At 64.1% G+C, this 18,234-nt stretch carries 17 protein-coding genes; 10 read left to right on the plus strand and 7 right to left on the minus strand.

Annotated features, from left to right (window positions below; translation table 11 throughout):
- Positions 1 to 163: 163 nt before the first annotated feature.
- Positions 164 to 331 carry an abortive infection family protein gene (locus ACWPXE_RS21375; protein ID WP_454019391.1) on the minus strand — a complete coding sequence of 56 codons (168 nt, stop codon included), beginning with the start codon at positions 329 to 331 and terminating at the stop codon, positions 164 to 166.
- Positions 332 to 631: 300 nt separating this feature from the next.
- On the opposite strand from ACWPXE_RS21375, the gene ACWPXE_RS21380 reads away from it, so the two are divergent.
- The 7 genes from ACWPXE_RS21380 to ACWPXE_RS21410 all read left to right on the plus strand — a co-directional run bounded on the left by ACWPXE_RS21380 (position 632) and on the right by ACWPXE_RS21410 (position 8,950).
- Complete coding sequence (locus ACWPXE_RS21380; protein WP_454019392.1) at positions 632 to 3,460, plus strand: ATP-binding protein; 2,829 nt, start codon at positions 632 to 634, stop codon at positions 3,458 to 3,460.
- Between the two features lie 152 nt (positions 3,461 to 3,612).
- Entirely contained in the window at positions 3,613 to 4,608 is a 996-nt protein-coding gene (locus ACWPXE_RS21385) for a zinc-dependent alcohol dehydrogenase family protein (RefSeq protein WP_454019393.1), read from the plus strand.
- 38 nt (positions 4,609 to 4,646) lie between these two features.
- Positions 4,647 to 4,946 carry a tautomerase family protein gene (locus tag ACWPXE_RS21390; RefSeq protein ID WP_149272682.1) on the plus strand — a complete coding sequence of 100 codons (300 nt, stop codon included), beginning with the start codon at positions 4,647 to 4,649 and terminating at the stop codon, positions 4,944 to 4,946.
- A gap of 256 nt (positions 4,947 to 5,202) precedes the next feature.
- Entirely contained in the window at positions 5,203 to 6,027 is an 825-nt protein-coding gene (locus ACWPXE_RS21395) for an alpha/beta fold hydrolase (RefSeq protein ID WP_222071011.1), read from the plus strand.
- Positions 6,028 to 6,119: 92 nt separating this feature from the next.
- On the plus strand, positions 6,120 to 7,085 hold the full coding sequence (locus ACWPXE_RS21400) for an MBL fold metallo-hydrolase (RefSeq protein WP_454019394.1): 966 nt from the start codon (positions 6,120 to 6,122) through the stop codon (positions 7,083 to 7,085).
- Positions 7,086 to 7,195: 110 nt separating this feature from the next.
- Positions 7,196 to 7,633, plus strand: coding sequence for a DsrE family protein (locus ACWPXE_RS21405; RefSeq protein WP_454019395.1), 438 nt, complete (start codon positions 7,196 to 7,198; stop codon positions 7,631 to 7,633).
- Positions 7,634 to 7,864: 231 nt separating this feature from the next.
- Positions 7,865 to 8,950, plus strand: a complete 1,086-nt coding sequence (locus ACWPXE_RS21410) for a Gfo/Idh/MocA family protein (RefSeq protein ID WP_454019396.1) — start codon at positions 7,865 to 7,867, stop codon at positions 8,948 to 8,950.
- A gap of 288 nt (positions 8,951 to 9,238) precedes the next feature.
- Here the strand turns inward: ACWPXE_RS21410 and ACWPXE_RS21415 are convergent, their stop codons facing one another.
- Complete coding sequence (locus ACWPXE_RS21415) at positions 9,239 to 10,093, minus strand: LysR family transcriptional regulator (RefSeq protein WP_454019397.1); 855 nt, start codon at positions 10,091 to 10,093, stop codon at positions 9,239 to 9,241.
- Between the two features lie 119 nt (positions 10,094 to 10,212).
- Between ACWPXE_RS21415 and ACWPXE_RS21420 the strand changes: the two genes are divergently transcribed.
- Positions 10,213 to 11,220, plus strand: coding sequence for a zinc-dependent alcohol dehydrogenase family protein (locus ACWPXE_RS21420; RefSeq protein ID WP_454019398.1), 1,008 nt, complete (start codon positions 10,213 to 10,215; stop codon positions 11,218 to 11,220).
- Between the two features lie 486 nt (positions 11,221 to 11,706).
- Here the strand turns inward: ACWPXE_RS21420 and ACWPXE_RS21425 are convergent, their stop codons facing one another.
- The 3 genes from ACWPXE_RS21425 to ACWPXE_RS21435 are packed head-to-tail and all read right to left on the minus strand — an operon-like array spanning position 11,707 to position 14,559.
- Positions 11,707 to 12,489, minus strand: a complete 783-nt coding sequence (locus ACWPXE_RS21425; protein WP_454019399.1) for an ABC transporter ATP-binding protein — start codon at positions 12,487 to 12,489, stop codon at positions 11,707 to 11,709.
- Positions 12,483 to 13,505, minus strand: a complete 1,023-nt coding sequence (locus ACWPXE_RS21430; protein ID WP_454019400.1) for an ABC transporter permease — start codon at positions 13,503 to 13,505, stop codon at positions 12,483 to 12,485. Before ACWPXE_RS21430 ends, ACWPXE_RS21425 begins: the two co-directional genes overlap by 7 nt.
- A gap of 1 nt (position 13,506) precedes the next feature.
- Positions 13,507 to 14,559, minus strand: coding sequence for an ABC transporter substrate-binding protein (locus tag ACWPXE_RS21435; protein WP_454019401.1), 1,053 nt, complete (start codon positions 14,557 to 14,559; stop codon positions 13,507 to 13,509).
- A 135-nt stretch (positions 14,560 to 14,694) separates the two neighbouring features.
- On the opposite strand from ACWPXE_RS21435, the gene ACWPXE_RS21440 reads away from it, so the two are divergent.
- Positions 14,695 to 15,006: a hypothetical protein gene (locus ACWPXE_RS21440; protein WP_454019402.1), complete on the plus strand. Its 312-nt coding sequence runs from the start codon at positions 14,695 to 14,697 to the stop codon at positions 15,004 to 15,006.
- Positions 15,007 to 15,233: 227 nt separating this feature from the next.
- Here the strand turns inward: ACWPXE_RS21440 and ACWPXE_RS21445 are convergent, their stop codons facing one another.
- Positions 15,234 to 16,550 (minus strand): oligosaccharide flippase family protein, encoded by a 1,317-nt coding sequence (locus tag ACWPXE_RS21445; protein WP_454019403.1) that lies wholly within the window; start codon positions 16,548 to 16,550, stop codon positions 15,234 to 15,236.
- A gap of 98 nt (positions 16,551 to 16,648) precedes the next feature.
- Here ACWPXE_RS21445 and ACWPXE_RS21450 point away from each other — a divergent pair, with 98 nt between their 5' ends.
- Positions 16,649 to 17,029 (plus strand): hypothetical protein, encoded by a 381-nt coding sequence (locus tag ACWPXE_RS21450; protein ID WP_454020045.1) that lies wholly within the window; start codon positions 16,649 to 16,651, stop codon positions 17,027 to 17,029.
- Between the two features lie 17 nt (positions 17,030 to 17,046).
- Here the strand turns inward: ACWPXE_RS21450 and ACWPXE_RS21455 are convergent, their stop codons facing one another.
- Entirely contained in the window at positions 17,047 to 17,877 is an 831-nt protein-coding gene (locus ACWPXE_RS21455; protein ID WP_454019404.1) for an FkbM family methyltransferase, read from the minus strand.
- Positions 17,878 to 18,234 lie beyond the last annotated feature (357 nt).

Genomic DNA, 18,234 nt, shown 5'->3' on the forward strand with positions numbered 1-18,234 from the left:
CTGGTGAAGTTCACCCTGCTGGTGCGCGACCGCAGCGACTATCTGACCGACCGCTACAGCGAGCGCCGGGAGGCGGGCCGGACTGTGGCTGGCGAAGCGCAGGCCCTCGTTGCTGCCGCCATGAGCGGAGAGCGCACCGCGTGACGTTGGGGAGCGGGGCGCTTCATGGTTGGGACGCTTGGCGGGCTTGCCACGTCGACACCAGGAAGGCCGCCACCGTCCCAGCGAGGTTCACCGCCAGCTCCGCATGCCGTGCCGACGGGCGGACCGCTTTGCGTCCGCGGCCGTGGGCATCGCTCAGCTTGTTGCGGATGCTGGCCAAGCTGTTCACGACGTTCTGGCGCTACCACCTGCGCACGCTAGTGGAGGCCTGCTTCAGCCGCTACAAACACGTCATCGAGGTCTTGTAGGGTTCCATACCAACGACCGCCGGTAGACCGGGATTGATGGCGCCGTCCTGTTCCAGAACCGCATGCTCGACCTCGTCTGTCTCCATTGTTTGGGTATGCCGCACTGCCGGCATCAGCTCTCGTGACCTCAGTGCAACAGCGTCATGGCGCATTCTTGCTAACCGGAGCTAGGTCGCATCATGGTTCAAGCCCCATTCCGAACGGAGACTGCGGCCGGAACTGTGATCACGTTCGGTGCTTTTCGCCTTCATCCAGACCGGCATCTCCTGTTCAAGGACAACAAGCCGGTTGCTCTAGGTTCGCGGGCACTCGACATTTTGATTGCTTTGGCCGATCGGGCCGGGGAGTTGGTCACGAAGGACGAGCTGGTCACGCGCGCGTGGCCGAACACCATCGTCGAAGAGTCGAACCTCAGGGCGCAGATAGCATTGCTTCGCAAGGCTCTTGGCGACTCCGGGGGCGCAGCCCATTTCATAGTGGCCGTTCCGGGGCGCGGCTACCGCTTCGTGGCGCCGATCTCATCCTCTATCCTCGCAGACGGAGCCGAGGCGGCGAGCGCCCAGAACAACCTTCCACGGCTTCTGAGATCGCCAATCGGGCGGGAAGATGCCATCAAGACCGTGCGAGGCCGCTTTCAGCGGTACCGTCTTACAACCATCGTGGGACCAGGCGGTATTGGCAAGACCACACTCGGTGTCGCCGTCGCTGAACAACTTATGTCCTCGTATAAGCACGGCGTGTGCTTTCTCGATCTGGCCCCGCTGGCGAACGACCAACTCGTTTCAGGCGTGCTGGCCGCCGCACTCGGCCTAGCCGACAGTTCCAAGGACCCTCTTTCCGGCGTCATCGCGCATCTGCGTGAGCGGCAGATGCTGCTTGTGTTCGACAGCTGCGAGTTGGTTGTCGACGCGACGGCGCGGCTGGCAGAAGCGCTGCTCCGACAGACATCGGAGATCCAAATTCTCGCGACGAGCCGGGAAGGCTTGCGGGCGGAGGGCGAGAGCGTCTATCGGCTGGCGCCCCTGGACCTGCCTCCGATGTCTGCTGGATTGACTGCCGGAGAGGCATTGACCTCCCCGGCCGTCCAACTCTTCGTTGATCACGCGATATCCCGCGGCAGCGGATTTGAGTTTGACGACGGTGAGGCGCCTCTCGTTGCCGATATCTGCCGCCAACTCGATGGCATCCCCCTGGCCATCGAACTGGCGGCAGGGCGGGTTGGGGCCTTTGGCACGCGAGGCGTGGCAAAACTCCTGAACGATCGTTTCCGGCTGCTGGCAGGCGGCAGACGCACCGCTCTTCCCAGGCATCAAACCCTGGAAGCCACAATCGATTGGAGTTACGAGGCGCTGTCGGACCCGGAGCAGACGCTTCTGCGCCGTCTGGGCGTGCTTGCGGGTGAGTTTACGCTGGAGGCCATTGCCGCCATCATGACTGAGGCCAGTCGTCTTGACACCGATCTTCCTCTTCATCTTTCCAATTTAATCTCGAAGTCTCTTGTCGTTGTCGATGTTCACCAGAAGACCGCACAGTACCGACTGCTCGACACAACCCGTGCCTACGCGTTGGCCAAACTTTCGCAACGCGGCGAATTCAATGGCATCATACTGCGTTTGGCCAAATATCTGTGTCGTGTTCTCAAACACTCGTATGGCGAAATCGAATTGGTTCCCGCCGACGAGTGGTTGGAGCGGTACAGCCGCCATATCAACAACGTGCGCATGGTGCTGGACTGGGCCTACTCACCCAAGGGTGACCCTGCGGTCGGCCTTGCCGTAACCGTGGCCGCTATCCCACTGTGGTATCAGCTCTCAGCGGTCGACGAGTGTCTGAGATGCGTTAAACGCGCTTTGCTGAGCATCGGCCCGGGACCAGAGCGGGATGCGCAGGCGCGCCAAGTCATGCAGCTCTACAAAGCGCTCGGCCTGTCACAAGCTTTCAAGGTGGGGTTCGCGCTGCAAGCACCGGCAGCATTCGCCAAAGCCCTGGAAATGGCCGAAGATCTCCACGATGTTGACGCTCAATCGGAAGCGCTCTGGGGTCTGTGGCTTTGCCGGGTCGGGATGGGTGAGTACCGGGAATCACTTGGCATCGCGCAGCGATTCATGAAACTGGCGGACAATGGGCTCGATCGCTTCATCGGCGATCGAATGATGAGCATGACGCTCTTCTGCATGGGGGATTGCAAGGGCGCTCGCACCCACGCGGATCGTATGCTTGCGCACGATATTTCCGCTCCGGAAGCCATCTCAACCAGTTCGGTTCGCTTCCGATTTGGGCAATCAGTGACCGCCCGCGTTCAGCCTGCCCAACTCCTTTGGATACAGGGCTTCCCGGATCAGGCGATCCTGGCCGCGAAGAATGCCGTCGACGCCGCCCGCGCATCGGGCCATGCGATTTCGCTGTGTGAAGCACTGGCGCGATGGGCTTGTCCTGTCTGGATTCACGTTGGCGATATGGCGGCCGCGGACCTCGCAATCACAACCATGCTCGACTTGGCGGCCACGAACGCGCTCGGACCCTGGGAAGTGTTCGGCCGCTGCTGGAAAGGCGCACTTCTGATCAAGCAGGGGCATGAAAATCGAGGCATCCCACTTCTGCGCACGGCGCTGGAGGAGATCCAAAAGGGAAGACTGTTCACACTCTACAATGTCCGGTTTCTTGGGTTCCTGGCCGAAGGTTTGGCATCCGCGGGACAGAGTGCGGAAGGATTCGCCCTTGTCGACGCCGCCATCCGGCATAGCGAGGAAAAGGAAGAGCTTTGGTGCATTGCGGAACTCTTGCGCGTGAAAGGTGAGATCCTTCTGCAAGACGGCACTGTCTCCAGCTCGGCCGAGCAGTGTTTTCTACAGTCCGCCGAATTCGCACGACGGCAGGATGCGTTGTCGTGGGAACTTCGAACGAGCATGAGCATGTCCCGTTTGCTGCGTGAACGTGGGGAGGTTGCGACGGCGCATCGCTCTTTGGCGAAGGTATACCGCCGTTTCACTGAAGGCTTTGAGACGGCCGATCTGAGAGCTGCGAAGGCTCTTCTCGCCGAATTTTCATAACAATCGACTGGAATTCCGTTCCATCATCTCTTGGCGTGACGCACGGGAATTCACGACGATTCACTGGATACTCTTCGGCTGCTTGGGTCATCGTCTTCGTGTGCCGATCATTCGGCAATGAACGACAGAAGCGCGGCTGAGGGGGATCGAACATGACCACCGTTGTAATGGATGCGCTCGTCCTGCATGGGCCCAACGCACCCTTCACTCGGGCCAGCATCGCTCGCCCACAGCCCCTGGCAGGCGAAGTCCTGGTTCGGATAAAGTCGAGCAGCGTCAACCCGCTGGATCTCAAAATCCGAAACGGCAACGCGGCGCACGCGAAACATCCTTTTCCCGCCATTCTGGGAATGGACCTTGCCGGGACGATCGAGGCCCTCGGTGCCGGCGAGAGCCGGTTTGCCGTCGGAGACGACGTGTATGGATTGGCCGGAGGTGTGGGCGGTCATCAAGGCTCGCTGGCGCAGTTTGCTGCGGTTGATGCCGATCTTCTCGCGCCGAAGCCATCCAATCTCAGCATGCGCGAGGCGGCCGCGCTCCCCCTTGTTTTCATCACGGCTTGGGAAGGTTTGGTCGACCGGGCCCAGGTCCAAGCCCGCCAAAAGGTGCTTGTTCTGGGTGCTGGTGGCGTCGGGGAGATGGCGATCCAGATCGCTTCGGCTTTTGGAGCCGAGGTCTTTGCGGTCGACAAAGCTGCGAAGGGGGACATCATCGAGCGCCTCGGCGCAACGGCAATCGACCGTGAACAGGCAACTCCTCAGGAGTATGTTGGCGATCACACCGGCGGCCACGGCTTCGATGTTGTCTATGACACGGTGGGCGGTGTGGCGCTTGATACCGCGTTCAACGTTGTTCGGCGCTTTGGCCATGTGGTGAGCTGCCTCGGATGGGGCACGCATTCTCTTGCTCCCCTGTCGTTCCGCGCCGCGAGCTATTCGGGTGTCTTCACGCTATTGCCGATGCTGACCGGCAAAGGCCGTGCTCATCACGGGGCGATCCTGCGAGAGGCCAAGCGGCTTGCGGAAGCCGGGAAGATCACCCCTCTCGTCGACCCCCGCCGCTTCAGTTTCGAGACTGTCGCGGAAGCGTACGGCGAAATCGAAAAGCGCACTTCCAGCGGCAAGATCGTTATCGACATCGCCGAATAGAGCAGCACCGTTGCTCCCCTCAAGAAAGGGAAAATGTCATGCCATTCGTCAACGTGAAACTGGTCGACGGCGTGTTCACGCCGGAAGAGAAGCACGCCATGGCCAAGGCCTTGACCGATGTCATGGTGAAGTTCGAGGGCTCGGAAGCCTTCCGCGAGGTGGTATGGGTCCTCATCGAGGAACTTCATACCGACGGCTGGCATATCGGCGGCAGGCCGTTCGAGGGGCCGAAGTCGTTGATGACGACGCTTTCGAAATCCAAGGACGTCGTCGAAATGATCGACGGTACGCCCACAACCCGGAAAGAGTGGGCGGCGGCAGCTCCAGTCTTGGGCTGACCACCTCGCAATCGCCAACACGGCGGCCAAGCGCGCCGTCTGACTTAGGCCCACCGGTTGCCGGTGGAACCGTGTCCGCCCGACAGAGGGAAGAGACATGAATGCGAAAGAAGCGATTCCAACACCCAGCGCGACCAGACGGGACGTTTTGATTGGCACGACCGCCGTCCTCGTCACGACGTTGCCCCTGGAGTCCTTGGCCGCCGCGGCGTCGCCGAATTCAACCAGCGCAACCAGTGCAGATGGGAGTGAGACCATGAGCAGCATCAAGACGAAAGACGGCGCCCAGATTTTCTACAAGGACTGGGGCGCCGGGCAGCCGATCGTGTTCCACCACGGGTGGCCGCTGAGCAGCGACGACTGGGACAACCAGATGCTGTACTTCATCGGAAAGGGTTTCCGGGTGATCGCCCACGACCGGAGGGGCCACGGCCGCTCCAGCCAGACCTCGGGCGGCAACGACATGGATACGTACGCGGCCGACGTCGCCACGCTCGCCGAAGCGCTCGACCTCCGCGACGCGATTCACATCGGCCATTCCACGGGCGGCGGAGAGGTCACCAGATACGTCGCCCGGCATGGCAAAGGCCGGGTCGCCAAAGCGGTCCTCATCTCCGCCATTCCGCCCGTGATGGTCAAGTCCGCAACGAATCCCGGAGGACTTCCCATCGAGGTCTTCGACGGCTACCGCGCGGCTCTGGCGGCCAATCGGGCGCAGCTCTACCTCGATATCGCCAGCGGCCCGTTCTACGGCTTCAACCGCCCCGGCGCGGTCATCTCCGAAGGCACGGTCCGCAATTGGTGGCGTCAGGGCATGATGGGCGGAGCGAACGCGCACTATGAGTGCATCAAGGTCTTCTCGGAGACCGATTTCACCGATGACCTGCGGGTCATCGACGTTCCGGTCTTGGTGATGCATGGCAGCGACGACCAAGTGGTGCCCATCGCGGATTCCGCCGAACTCTCCGTCAAGCTGCTCAAGAACGGGAAGCTCAAGGTCTACGACGGTTATCCGCACGGGATGTTCACCACCCACGCTGACGTGATCAACGCCGACCTTCTGGCCTTCATCCGATCGTGACGGCCCGGGCAGGCCGAGATGCCTGCCCTCAACCTTTCAAATCATGTTCGACAGCCGTCGGCTCAACGAGTCCGGCAGCGGAAAGGTCTGTCATGACGTCCGAACACATGCTCTCTCGCCGTGGATTTTGCCTTTGCTGCATGGGCGCGGCGAGTTTCGCCGCCACAGGAGGCTGGATGAGCCCACGCGAGGCCTATGCCGAGGCGCGCGGCTTGGTGAGCCTCATCAAGGACAGCGCTGCCAAGTCCGTGATCGCCACCCACAAACTGAGGAACGACATCACCATCCTTGAAGGCTCCGGCGGCAACGTCGCGGTCTTGGCCGGCAAGGACGGCCTCGTCATGGTCGACGCGGGCATCAGCGTGTCGCGCCCCCAGATGACGCAGGCGCTCTCCGCGCTCTCCGCGGAGCCCGTGACCCATCTCATCAACACCCACTGGCATTTCGATCACGCGGACGGCAACGCCTGGATCGGCGAGGGTGGAGCGAAAATCATCGCGCATGAGAACACCCGAAAATACCTGTCGCAGGTGCAGCGGGTGGAGGACTGGGATTACAATTTCGTTCCGCTGGAGCGAAGCGGCGTGCCGAAGCACGTCTTTTCTAAAGAGCATTCGCTCAAGTTGAACGGGCAGTCGCTCGCCATGAAACACTACGGTCCGGCGCATACCGACGGCGACATCTCGGTAATGTTCGGCGAGGCAGACGTTCTCCATGTCGGCGATACCTACTGGAACGGGATATATCCGTTCATCGATTATTCGACGGGCGGCAGCATCGACGGGATGATCGCCGCTTCGGATGCGAACTTGGCCGCGTCGACCGGCAAGACGATCATCATTCCGGGCCACGGAAATCCGGTGAGCAACCGCGCTGAGTTGCAGGAGTTCCGCGACATGCTCGTTAGCATCCGCGAGAACGTCGCCGCGCTGAAGCGCCAGGGGCGCTCGCGGGACGAAGCGGTCGCGGCCAAGCCGACGGCATCCTTTGATGCCAAGTGGGGCAATTTCGTCATCGACCCAGGCTTCTTTACGCGGCTTGTCTACGCGGGCGTCTAGCAGGAACCTCCGACCATCCGCCGATCCCATACTGGTGCGTTCCTCGCCCAGGTTTCCCACGCCTTCGGAGTCCGGGTCCGCCGACAATCCAACGGATTAAGGAGACGGCAATGTCTGATACAAAAAGCGCTCTGTTCATTGATATTCCGGTCGAACTGAAGGAAGTGAAGTCAGTTCACAGCATCGGGGGGCTTGAGTTCGAAGGCGATCTGCCCGCGGCGCTGTTCCATCTTCAATTGATCACCACGGACATCACGAACTGGAAAGCGGCGTCGGACGTGATCGTGGTCTTCCACACAAACGCGGGCCACGTCGCGTTGAACGATGTGGCTTACAATGCTTCGCGCAACATCGCCACTGGCAACCCCTACAAAAAGCTGGTGACCGACCTGATTGACGTCGGCGTCAAGGTCGAACTCTGCGGCGCGACCGCGAAAGTGAACGGCTGGGGCAATGCCGATCTTCTCCCCCGCATAAAGATCAATCTCGATGCCATGGCTCGCACGATCCAGCTCGTGCAGCAGGGCTTCGTCAAGATCACGGAGTAACCATCCATTCCGTGATCCAGTTACGACATCAGCGTGCAAAGAGGCTGCCATGCTCCAATCGCCATTCGGATTCCATTCGACCGCTTCCGACGTCCTGGGAGGCGTCGACCTTCGGGGGAAGACGATGATCGTCACCGGTGGTGCAAGCGGTATCGGCATTGAGACGACCTCGGCACTCGCCGCGGCCGGGGCCCCCGTCGCTCTCTCGCCCAGGACCAAGGAGCGCGTCCAGTGACCCATGCACCAATCAGAGTTGGCATCATCGGCGTTCACCCCGACCGTGGTTGGGCCTCGACCGCCCATGTGCCTGCGTTGAGGGACCTGCCGCAGTTCCGACTTTCCGCCCTGAGCCACAGCCGGATCGAAACTGCGAAGGCGTCGGCTGAGAAGTTCGGTTTTGAACACGCGGTGTCATCGAGCGACGAACTTGTGAACCATCCTGATGTCGACCTGGTGGTCGTGACCGTGAGGGTGCCGGAACACCTTCATCTCGTGACCGCAGCGCTTCAAGCCGGGAAGTCGGTGTTTTCCGAATGGCCGCTTGGCATGAACCTTCGGGACGCTGAGGCAATGAACGCGCTCGCCGCCGAAAAAGGTGTCTCGGCCATGATCGGCCTCCAGACTCGCGCGAACCCGACCCTCCGGCACATGCGCGAGCTGATAAAACAGGGCTATCTCGGCGAGGTGCTCTCGGCGTCGGTGATCGGTTCAGGAATCACGTGGGGGGAGGAACTCGACGAGGCTTTTCGATACACCCTGGACCCGTCCAAGGGCGCGAGCATGCTGCACGTGCCGTTCGCCCATACAATCGACGCCCTGTTGTTCGCTCTCGGAGAAGACTTCCTGAGCGTGTCGGGGACATTGGTTCGTCGCCGTCGGACGATACGGATGTCGGGGAGTCAGGAAGTCGTCCCGCTCGACGTCGCGGATCAAATAGCTTTCTCTGGCAGGCTCACGTCCGGCGGATTCGTGACATGCCATTTCCGTGGCGGGCTGTCGCGCGCAACCAATTTCCATGTCGAGATCAACGGCACCAGGGGCGACCTGTTGCTTACGAGTCCCGTCGGCTACGTAGGTCTGGGCGGATTCAAGCTCATGGGCGCGCAAGCAGACGAGACCCTTCATCCGATCGCCGTACCCGAGGGCTTCAGTGCCGACGACAACGTCCTGGCGGGCAACGTGAGGAAGCTCTACGAACTGATCGCGTCCGACATGACGTCCGGCACCCTTCAAAGTCCAACGTTCGGAGACGCCGTCAAACTGCATCGGCTGATCAACGCGATCGAGCAAAGCGGCGGGGTGGAGCGCGATGTCTGATGCCGACAACGTTTGGACAGTTCCAGCTGTCCGGATGCGACACGTCCTTGGCAGCATCGACTCCTGACCTGAGCGGCAACCTTGATATTGCTAAGGTCGCGAGCACGGGGGACCGATGGGTCGACTCGACCACTTCGGGCTTGCCCCGCCGGTGCCCCCCGCGACTTGGCTGGGCGAGGTCTCTTCGACGACACGCTGCGGATACATCAGCGGCGGGCGCCGGCGCGCCTCGTTGGCTCACGGCGCGGCGAGCCCTCCATGGAAAAGCCGACCGGGCAGAACATGGTGTCAATCTTTCGAAAAACGCTCAATTGTCAGATCGAGCAAGGCGCGCAGCCGCGCCAAACGGCGAAGATCCTGATGATAGCCGATCCAAACATCGCGTCCTGGTGGCGGCTCGCCAAGATCGATGACCTGCAGTCCGTCCAACGCATCCCCAATAGGGCGTGGGAGAACAGCCAGTCCGACGCCTAAGGCAGACATATAAGCCTGGGCATCGCGGTTGTTGCTTCGAAACGCGACGCGGGCATTTGGGAGCATTCGTTGGAGCCACGCGACATCCGGCATGCCGCCGAAGGTGGCGTTCATGGTGACCAATGCGCAGCCTGTGCCATCACCAACCGTCGGCGTTGGGCTCCCGGCGACACCGTAAAGAGCGTATTCGATGCGGGTCAGCTTGCGCTGGACCACCTCCGGCTCGTCGAACGGACGGATGCGATAGACGAGGTCCGCCTCCCGCCTCGAAAGACTTAAAAACCGCGCATCGGTCAGCAGTTCCACACTGACGCCCGGATGGCGCCGTGTGAACTCATAAATAAGTGGTGTCAGTATGTGGAGGCCGAACCAGTCGGAGGACGACACCCGTAAGTTGCCCTCCAAACGCCCACCCTGTCCGGCCAGAGCGCGCTCCAAGGCAAGGCTTTCCTCCTCCATGCGCTCGGCATGGCGCAGCACGGCAGTCCCTTCATCCGTCAGCACGAGACCATCGCTTGTTCGCTGGAACAGCGTGTGGCCGACCGCCTTCTCCAGCGCGCGCAAACGTCGTCCCATGGTCGGCTGGGTCTGCCCGATGCGTCGAGCCGCCGCGCCGAGCGTGCCCTCGCGGGCAATCGCCAGAAAGACTCGAAGGTCGCTCCACTCCATGTCGCATCATACAGAAATGCATGCCCTGCGAACAAGAATGTTAATTTTCAAACAGCAGTGTTTGGCCGAACCTCTGAACCAGTCGCGGCAACGCACAAATCCCCGGAAGGTTCACGATCATGTCCCATGAATTGAGCAACTCAATGCGCGCTTTGGTGCTGGACGCGTACGACGCCCCGTTTCGTCTGACCGATGTTGCGCGGCCAGCGGCCGGGCCCGGTCAGGTGCTGGTGCGCATCGCTGCCAGCGGCGTCAATCCGCTGGACACCAAGATCCGTGCCGGCGCCGCGGCGCACGCCAAGCACCCGCTCCCGGCGATACTCGGCATCGACTTGGCGGGAGAGGTCGTTGCCGTCGGTTCCGGAGTCACCGCCTTCAAGGCGGGCGATCAGGTCTATGGGATGACCGGCGGCGTCGGTGGCCGGCAGGGCTCGCTCGCGGAATACGCCGCGGTCGAGGCCGACTTGCTTGCGCACAAGCCGGCCAATCTGACAATGCGTGAGGCGGCTGCGCTGCCGCTGATCACCATCACGGCCTGGGAGGGATTGGTTGATCGCGCCGGCATCCGAGCCGGCCAAACGGTTCTGGTGCAGGGGGGCGCCGGCGGTGTGGGCCATGTGGCCGTACAAATTGCCCGTGCATTTGGAGCGGCCGTCTGGGCAACGGACTCCGCGGACAAGAAGGCAACCGTCGAGCAGCTGGGCGCCACCGCCATCGATTACCGCGCCGAGACGGTCGAAGCGTACGTTGCCCGTCACACGCAAGGCCGCGGCTTCGACTTGGTTTATGACACCGCTGGTGGGCCGGTGCTCGATGCCTCCTTCCAAGCGGTCCGTCGCTTCGGGCATGTGGTCAGCTGCCTGGGCTGGGGGACGCACGCGCTGTCGCCGCTGTCATTCCGTGCAGCGACCTATTCAGGCGTCTTCACCTTGCTTCCTATGCTGACGGGAGAAGGAATGCGGCATCACGGTGACATTCTGCGCCAAGCGGCCTCCCTGGTCGAATCTGGCAAGCTGCTGCCTCGGCTCGATCCGCGCCGCTTCTCCCTGGAGCAGGCTGACGAGGCGCATGCCGCGATCAAGGATGGAAGCGCCAGTGGAAAGATCGTCGTCGACATTGCCGCGTGACTTCGGCCAAGGTGCAGGCTGCCAATCTGCTTGAGACTACGGCTTTTTCCTGCTTTGAGACGCTGCAGCCCGCGCCAATGACCATCCCACGCCAGCCGGACAGAAACGAGGGAAAATGGATCGAAGGCCTCCGCAGCGCTTGCGTCCGCGGTGTCGGTCCACGACCACCACTGTTCGATGCGCACGGCGGGACGCAGGAACTCCGCCAACCGGTGGACCTCAGCCTCGTCCGGCGTCTCACCGGCGGCCTGGAGACGCTTGAGGATTTGGTACGCGTAGCGCTCCCGCCCGTGGCGTTGGAGATCATCGGTCACGAGCAGCACCAAAAACCAGAACCGACGGACGGCGGGGGCCATGACGGAGAGGCGTCATCAACCTGTCATTGCAGTTCGACAAGCTTGTCGCACGAGACCCCCTGCACATCCGTAACAGTGTCGATATCGTCCTGCGCCGCCACAGTTAGGGTGGGGGCGACACGCACCCCACCTACCAACTCCCGGCAAGGCCCAGCAGTTCCAACGCCTTGTGGCGCAGCTCCACCAGCACCGGGTCGTCGCGGTGGCGGGGATAGGGGCGGTCGACGACGATCTCCGCCTTGATGCGGGCCGGGCGCTCGCTGAACACGATGACGCGGGTGGCCATCAGCAGAGCCTCCTCCACGTCGTGGGTCACCAGCAGGGCGGTGAAGCCGGCGCGCCGCCACAATGCGACGATCTCGCCCTGCATCTGGATGCGCGTCAGGCTGTCGAGCTTGCCCAGCGGCTCGTCCAGCACCAGCAGGCGCGGGTCGTTGACCAGCGCGCGGGCCAGCGCCGCGCGCTGCGCCATGCCGCCGGAGAGTTGGTGCGGGTAGGCCTTGGCGAAACCGTCCAGCCCGACCAGCCGCAGCGCCTTGTCCACCCGGTTGCGCCGCTGGCGGAGCACGCCCTGCGCCTCCAGCCCCAACGCCACATTGTCCCAGACGGTGCGCCAGGGGTAGAGCGTCGGGTCCTGAAAGACGACCACCCGCGACGGGTGCGGCCCGCTGATCGGCAGCCCGTCGGCCAGAATCCGGCCCGCGCGCGGCGGTTCCAGCCCGGCGACCAGCCGCAGCAACGTGGACTTGCCGCAGCCCGACGGGCCGAGCAGCGCCACGAACTCGCCCGGCTTGGCGTGCAGGCCGACCGTGTCCAGCACGGGCAGCGGCGCACCGTGCAGATCGAAGGCGTGGCTGACCCCGTGAACCTCAAGGTCCAGACCGGCCGGCAACTCCTGTTCCAGCGCTACCATTTCAGCAATCCCTTCTGCCAAGCGAGCAGCCGGTCGCGCGCCTTGAACAGCAGTGTGACGAGGCTGGAGCACACCAGCGCCATCACCAGCAGCGCCGCGTACATGTTGGCGTAGGCCGCCCAGCCCTGCGCCCATTGCAGGTACCAGCCGAGCCCGGCCTTGACCCCCATCATCTCCGCCACCACCAGCACCGCGAAGGAGGCGCCGAGCCCCATGAACAGGCCGACGAAGACGTGCGGCATCGCCGCCGGCACCGCCACCTTAAGCACCAGGAAGCGCGCGGACGCGCCCAGGGTACGGGCGATGTCGTAATAGGCCGGGTTGACGCCGGACACCCCGGACCAGGTCAGGATGGTCACCGGCACCCCGGTCGCCAGCGCGATCAGGAAGACGCTGGCGCTCCAGCTCGACGGGAAGGCGAAGAAGGCGATGGGCAGCCATGCCGTGGCCGGCAGTGGCCCGATCAGCCGCAGCACCGGATGCACCCAGTAGCCCACCGCCCGCGACCAGCCGATGGACACGCCGGTGACGAAGCCGACGAAGGCGCCGATCCCGTAGCCGAGCAGAAGCAGTTGCAGCGACGCCACGGTGCATTCCAGCAGGCGGGGCCACTCGTCCAGATAGACCTCCAGCAGCGCCTGCGGCGGCGCGAAGAAGGGGCGCGGCAGCAGGTCGAGCTTGGCGGTGACCAGCTCCCAGCCGATCACGCCGAGCGCCAGCACCACCAGCCAGGGGGCGGCGGCCCGCAGCCGCTCCCCCACCGCGCCGAACAGGCGCGACAGCGGCACGGCGAAGGCCAGCGCGCCGCCGACCACCGCCAGCAGGCTGGCGAACTCGCCGGTGCGCACCCACTCCTCCGTTTCCGGCCATAGGGCGGTCAGGGCGGCGGCGGCCAGCCAAGCAGCACTGGCTGCCACCCCGCCCAGCCATAGGCGCGGAACCGCGGGGGAATTGCTGCGGTCCACAGCAGCACCCCCGCCCGCCGCCAGCGCCGCGGCGTCATCGAGGCTGCTCATCTCAGCCCAGCACGTCGGCGTAGACGCGGTCGGCGAACTTCGCCGCGTCGGTGCTCTGCTTGAAGACCTGCACGCCCTTCAGCTCCTCCGCGTAGAGCGCGATCTCGCGCTTGATGTCGGCGCCCACCGGATTGTGGTCGTGCGTCTGGCTGGAAAGCTGGGCGGCGAGGTCCTCGATGCTGCTCTTCGGCGAGTACTGTTGGTAGACCTTGGCGGCCTCCACCGGGTTGGCGGCGGCGTAGTGCTGCGCCTCGAACACGGCGCGGGTCACCGCGGCGGCGGCGGCCTTGTCCTCGCGCAGCAGGCTGCCGCGTGCGCCGAGCACGCAGCAGACGCGGTTGGCGAATTCGCCCGACAGATTGGTGGAAATCTCCACCAGAGTGCCGGACTTCAGGAAATTGTAGGTCACCGGGTCCCAGTGGGCGACGGCCTGCGCCTCGCCCTTATCGACCGCGATGGCCAGCAGGTCGCCGGGGAAGACGCGCCATTCCACGTCCCGGTTCGGGTCGATCCCCTGCTTGGCGAGCTGGATGGAGAACAGGTGCTTGGCCGGGCTGGACAGGTCGCTGATCGCCACCGTCTTTCCCTTCAGCCCGGCAAGGCTGGTGATGCCGCCGTTCTTGGCGGCCAGCAGGCGCATACAGCCGCCATGGACTCCCGCGATGATGCGCACGTCGAAGCCCTGCTCCAGCGGCTTCAGCCAGCGCAGCGCCATGCCGTGGCCGATGTCGGCCTTGCCGGTGGCGAGCGCCTCCAGAAGCTGCTCCGTCGTGCCGGCGAAGTTGACGAACTCCACATCCAGCCCGTGCTTCTCGAAGAAGCCGTTGTGCTTGGCCACCGCCACCGGAGCACCGCACACCGCGCCGGTGTTCCAGGCGAGCTTCAGCGGCTTCAGCGCAGCGGGTGTCGGGGCGGCGGGCGGCGGGGCGGCGACCAGCCGGGACGCCACGCCCGCGAAAGGCAGCGCCACCGCACCCGCCGCCGCCACCTTCAGCAGCCCGCGCCGCGAGGGCGTCGCCGCCGAGATTCCCGAACCGTTCCGATGCGTGCTCATGGTCGTCGTCGTCCTTCGATCAAGGCGTATTCACTTTTTATGAATGTGAATACATGATTTTCATGGACCATATTCAACGGCTTCGTATTATAATGTCAACTGATGAAGTAGAGAAATAGCGCGCGGAGGACCCCCATGATCACCGCCATCGTCCGCTACCGCCTTCCCGCCGCGATCGGACGGGAGGAGTGCCGGGCGCATTTCCTGTCGATCGCGCCGGGTTTCGGCGGCGTGCCCGGCCTGATCCGCAAGCAGTTCATCTGGAGCGAGACCGGCACCGCCGGGGGCGTCTACCAATGGGAACGGCGGCAGGACGCCCGACGCTTCTACCAGGGGCCATGGCTGGATGGCATAAGGCGGCGCTACGGCACCGATCCGGAAATCGAGTTCTTCGAGACCTTCGCGGTCACGGACAATCCGGGCGGGGTGGTGTCGGTGTTGACGTGAGCCTGCCGTGCCCTGCGGATGCGTTCGAAGGGCGGTCGGCCCGCGAGCGCCTTGAGGAACCAAGCACCATCGCGATCGACAGCAGGACCTGTCGTTCGGCGCCGGCGATCATTGGCATCACCCTCCAGCCGATCATCCGGGATATCGGCGCCTGACGCCGTCAAACAGACACCAAGAATTCCGGAGCGGTTCGCCATTGGACGCGGCCCCTGACTTGGTCAATTTGGTCAGGAGCGGCCGAAGGCGGCGGGGCCCGTGTGGCTCTTGAACAGCACGAGGCGCACCAGCGTCGTTCCGATCGCTCCCTGGGCGACCGTCAGGGCGGTCACCGCCGCCGCCCCGGTCATGCCGAAGACCGGGATCAGGATGGCGCCAAGCACGATGCACATCGCCAGCTGCAGCAGGTTCAGCCGGCGCAGCGTGCGCCCATGCCCGGTCATGGCCAGCAGGATGTCCTGGCAGGCCAGAAGGCAATGGATCATCTGGCCCACGGCGAGGATGCGCAGCGCCGTCGCCGCGCTGCCGAACCCCTGCCCGACCAGAGCGAGCAACAGCTCCGGCACGATCATCATGACCGACACCATAGGCAGGCTCAGCGCCGCGACGGCCAGCATGATGTTACGGTTCATGGCCAGCAGACGGGACGTCTCGCCGCGGCGATGCAGTTCGGCGTAGTTGGGCGCGGCGAAGGTGCCGATGCTGATGACGACGACCCAGACCAGCATGGAGATGCGGTTCGCCACGCTGAACGCGCCGACCGAGGCCGCGTCCACGAAGACGCCCAGCGCGAGCACCGGCAACGACGCCAGCGACACCTGCACCAGCTCGACGACGAACAGGGGAAGCGCGGTGTGCCAGAGCGACGGCAGAACCTCCGCCGGCCTGTCCGAAAACGCGGCATCGGTGACCACGGAATGGTCGGTGAAACGGCGGCGGTCGCGCGCGAGAAGGGCCATCCCGACCGCGGCGCTGAACGTCAACGCCCCGGCCAGGGCCAGGATCAGGGAGTCGAGGCTGGAAACCCCCGCCACCAGAGCGGCGAGCATCAGCACCGGCCACAGCGCGTTCTGCACGAACTGCGCGGCGATGCCCCGCTTCAGCCCCGCCAGGGCCGATCCGATGGTGATGGTCAGGGTCTGCGGCAGCAGGGCCAGGGCCGACAGGCGCAGCGGCGTTTCGAGGTCCGGCGCACCGAACAGCAAGTGCGACGCCGGCCCCGCCAGGGCAAAGGCCACCACCGCGGCCAGGGTCGCGGCGAGTCCCGTGCCGATCAAACCGGTCCGCAGGTCACGGCCGGCCGCCCGTCCCTGGCCGATGGCCAGTTCGGCGGCGATGTGCCGCGTGATCGCCCGTTCGAGCCCCAGCCGCGCCATGGTCGATGCCAGGCCGATCCAGGTCAGGCACAGGAAGAACAGGCCGGCATCATGGGCGCCCAGTGCGCGCGCCGCTATGATATAGAGGCCGAGCTTGCCGACGACCTCCACCCCGCGCAGCCCGAGGCCGACGCCGTAACGCCCGAGGGCATGCCATGTCTGGAGACGCATCACGCTCTATGGGATAAAGGGTTGTTGCGGAAGCGGAAGAGATGCGGAGACGCGCGGCGCTCCGCCGTGTTGCGCCGCGTGGGGAGAACAGTCGGTTGATGACCATGGTGACGAAAGGGCGAGGGCACCGGAGAGTCCATGCGGCGCTGGCTTTGTGCCTTGCCGCAGCGCTGCTCGGGCATGGCCGCCCGGCCGCCGCGCAGGACGAGGAAGAATGGCGCGCCATCGACATCCGCCAGGAAATCCGCGCCCATTTCGACCGTCTGCCCTATGGCTGGTGGATTCGCGAACCCGAGCTGCATCTGAACACCTACGAGGTCGAGGTCCACCTTCCCGAATGGTGGCGCGGCAACCCGACCTCGGCGGTGAACAATCTGTGCCCCGAGCGGCAGAGCCGCATCTGGAAGGTGGCGAAGATCCTGACCTTGCGCCCGTTCTACCAGAAGCGGCCCTGGCCCGAGGTCGACTGCCGCCGCTGACGCCACCGCTGGCGCGGTCAGCTCCCGCTTGATTGGCCGAGCGCGGCGCGCAGCCGGTCGGCCACGCCATCGCGCGCGACGAAGATGAAATTGTTGATGTAGATCCGCCCCTTGACCCGGTGGGTGCCCGCCGCGTTGAGGGCCGAGCGGGACTGGTGGCGATCCGGGTCGAAGCCGTCCAGCGTGCACAGGCGTCCCGCCAGGACGAAATAACCGCGATAACCCAGCGGGGCCAGCCGCGCCTGCAACGCCGCCAGGGCTCCGGGATTGTGCCGCTCCTCCGCCTCGATCAGCAGGTTGGGACGGTCGCGCCCGATCAGGCGGAGGCCGCCGCCGACCACCGCGGACTCGTGCCCCTCCACATCGATCTTCAGGAAGCCGACCGGGTGGTCGTCGTAGCGGTCGAGCGTCCGACGCGGGACGGTGACCGCCTCCACGTCCTCGCCATGGGCGCCCACCGCCCCCGCCTCGACCGAGGCCAGGGCGGACGAGCGCGGCACATGAAGCACGATCGACCCGTCGCCGTCGCTCAGCGCGCACCCCTCCACCCGCAGCCGGCCGGACGCGATCAGCGGCGCGAACTTGCTCTCCAGCAGCGACGCGAGCTTCGGATTCGGCTCGAAGGCCGTCACGCTGGCCGCGGTGCGGCAAAGCCAGAAGGTGTAGATGCCGCTGTTGGCGCCGATGTCGTAGGCCGCCTCCCCCGGAACGCACAGGGTGGGAAGCAGACGCAGCTCCGGCTCGGCGTAATAGGGCGCAAGGCGGTCGCGAAGCCAGGTCAGGCGACGGAACATCCGCGGGTGGCGAAGCTCGATCGCGGCTTTCAGGGAGGACAGACTGTGGTTCATGGCGCGTGGCTCGGTGGGGCTGGGGCCGGCATCCTGGCACCCAACCAAAAGTGAGGGGTTTCGGCAAAAAGCAAATAGTTAAAAATTGAGACAAAATGCTTCAAAACCCCAACCACCTCATGACAGGTCTATACCGGACGTGGTAAACCATACCAGTAAAGTGTTCGATCCACACGCTACGGTACCCGTAAAAGATGCTGTCCCAACATCTGGAAAATCGCAGGCAAAGTCAATCGGCTGACCAGCCGGATGGCTCGTCGGGGCAGCAATCGCATGGGGTGCTGTTTTCCAGCGGTGTGTCGGCATTTACGCCGCGCGATCTGCTGATACTCGCTTTTTATCACAAGCGCATTATCC

It is taken from the genome of Azospirillum sp. Marseille-Q6669 (assembly GCF_965111635.1).

Excerpts from the sequence above, each read along its gene's own strand:
- ACWPXE_RS21415 (WP_454019397.1), bottom strand. The coding sequence starts at position 10,093 with ATGGAGTGGAGCGACCTTCGAGTCTTTCTGGCGATTGCCCGCGAGGGC.
- ACWPXE_RS21435 (WP_454019401.1), bottom strand. The coding sequence starts at position 14,559 with ATGAGCACGCATCGGAACGGTTCGGGAATCTCGGCGGCGACGCCCTCG.
- ACWPXE_RS21450 (WP_454020045.1), top strand. The coding sequence starts at position 16,649 with ATGACCATGGTGACGAAAGGGCGAGGGCACCGGAGAGTCCATGCGGCG.
- ACWPXE_RS21420 (WP_454019398.1), top strand. The coding sequence starts at position 10,213 with ATGTCCCATGAATTGAGCAACTCAATGCGCGCTTTGGTGCTGGACGCG.
- ACWPXE_RS21385 (WP_454019393.1), top strand. The coding sequence starts at position 3,613 with ATGACCACCGTTGTAATGGATGCGCTCGTCCTGCATGGGCCCAACGCA.
- ACWPXE_RS21440 (WP_454019402.1), top strand. The coding sequence starts at position 14,695 with ATGATCACCGCCATCGTCCGCTACCGCCTTCCCGCCGCGATCGGACGG.
- ACWPXE_RS21425 (WP_454019399.1), bottom strand. The coding sequence starts at position 12,489 with ATGGTAGCGCTGGAACAGGAGTTGCCGGCCGGTCTGGACCTTGAGGTT.
- ACWPXE_RS21395 (WP_222071011.1), top strand. The coding sequence starts at position 5,203 with ATGAGCAGCATCAAGACGAAAGACGGCGCCCAGATTTTCTACAAGGAC.
- ACWPXE_RS21445 (WP_454019403.1), bottom strand. The coding sequence starts at position 16,550 with ATGCGTCTCCAGACATGGCATGCCCTCGGGCGTTACGGCGTCGGCCTC.
- ACWPXE_RS21390 (WP_149272682.1), top strand. The coding sequence starts at position 4,647 with ATGCCATTCGTCAACGTGAAACTGGTCGACGGCGTGTTCACGCCGGAA.
- ACWPXE_RS21455 (WP_454019404.1), bottom strand. The coding sequence starts at position 17,877 with ATGAACCACAGTCTGTCCTCCCTGAAAGCCGCGATCGAGCTTCGCCAC.
- ACWPXE_RS21430 (WP_454019400.1), bottom strand. The coding sequence starts at position 13,505 with ATGAGCAGCCTCGATGACGCCGCGGCGCTGGCGGCGGGCGGGGGTGCT.
- ACWPXE_RS21405 (WP_454019395.1), top strand. The coding sequence starts at position 7,196 with ATGTCTGATACAAAAAGCGCTCTGTTCATTGATATTCCGGTCGAACTG.
- ACWPXE_RS21400 (WP_454019394.1), top strand. The coding sequence starts at position 6,120 with ATGACGTCCGAACACATGCTCTCTCGCCGTGGATTTTGCCTTTGCTGC.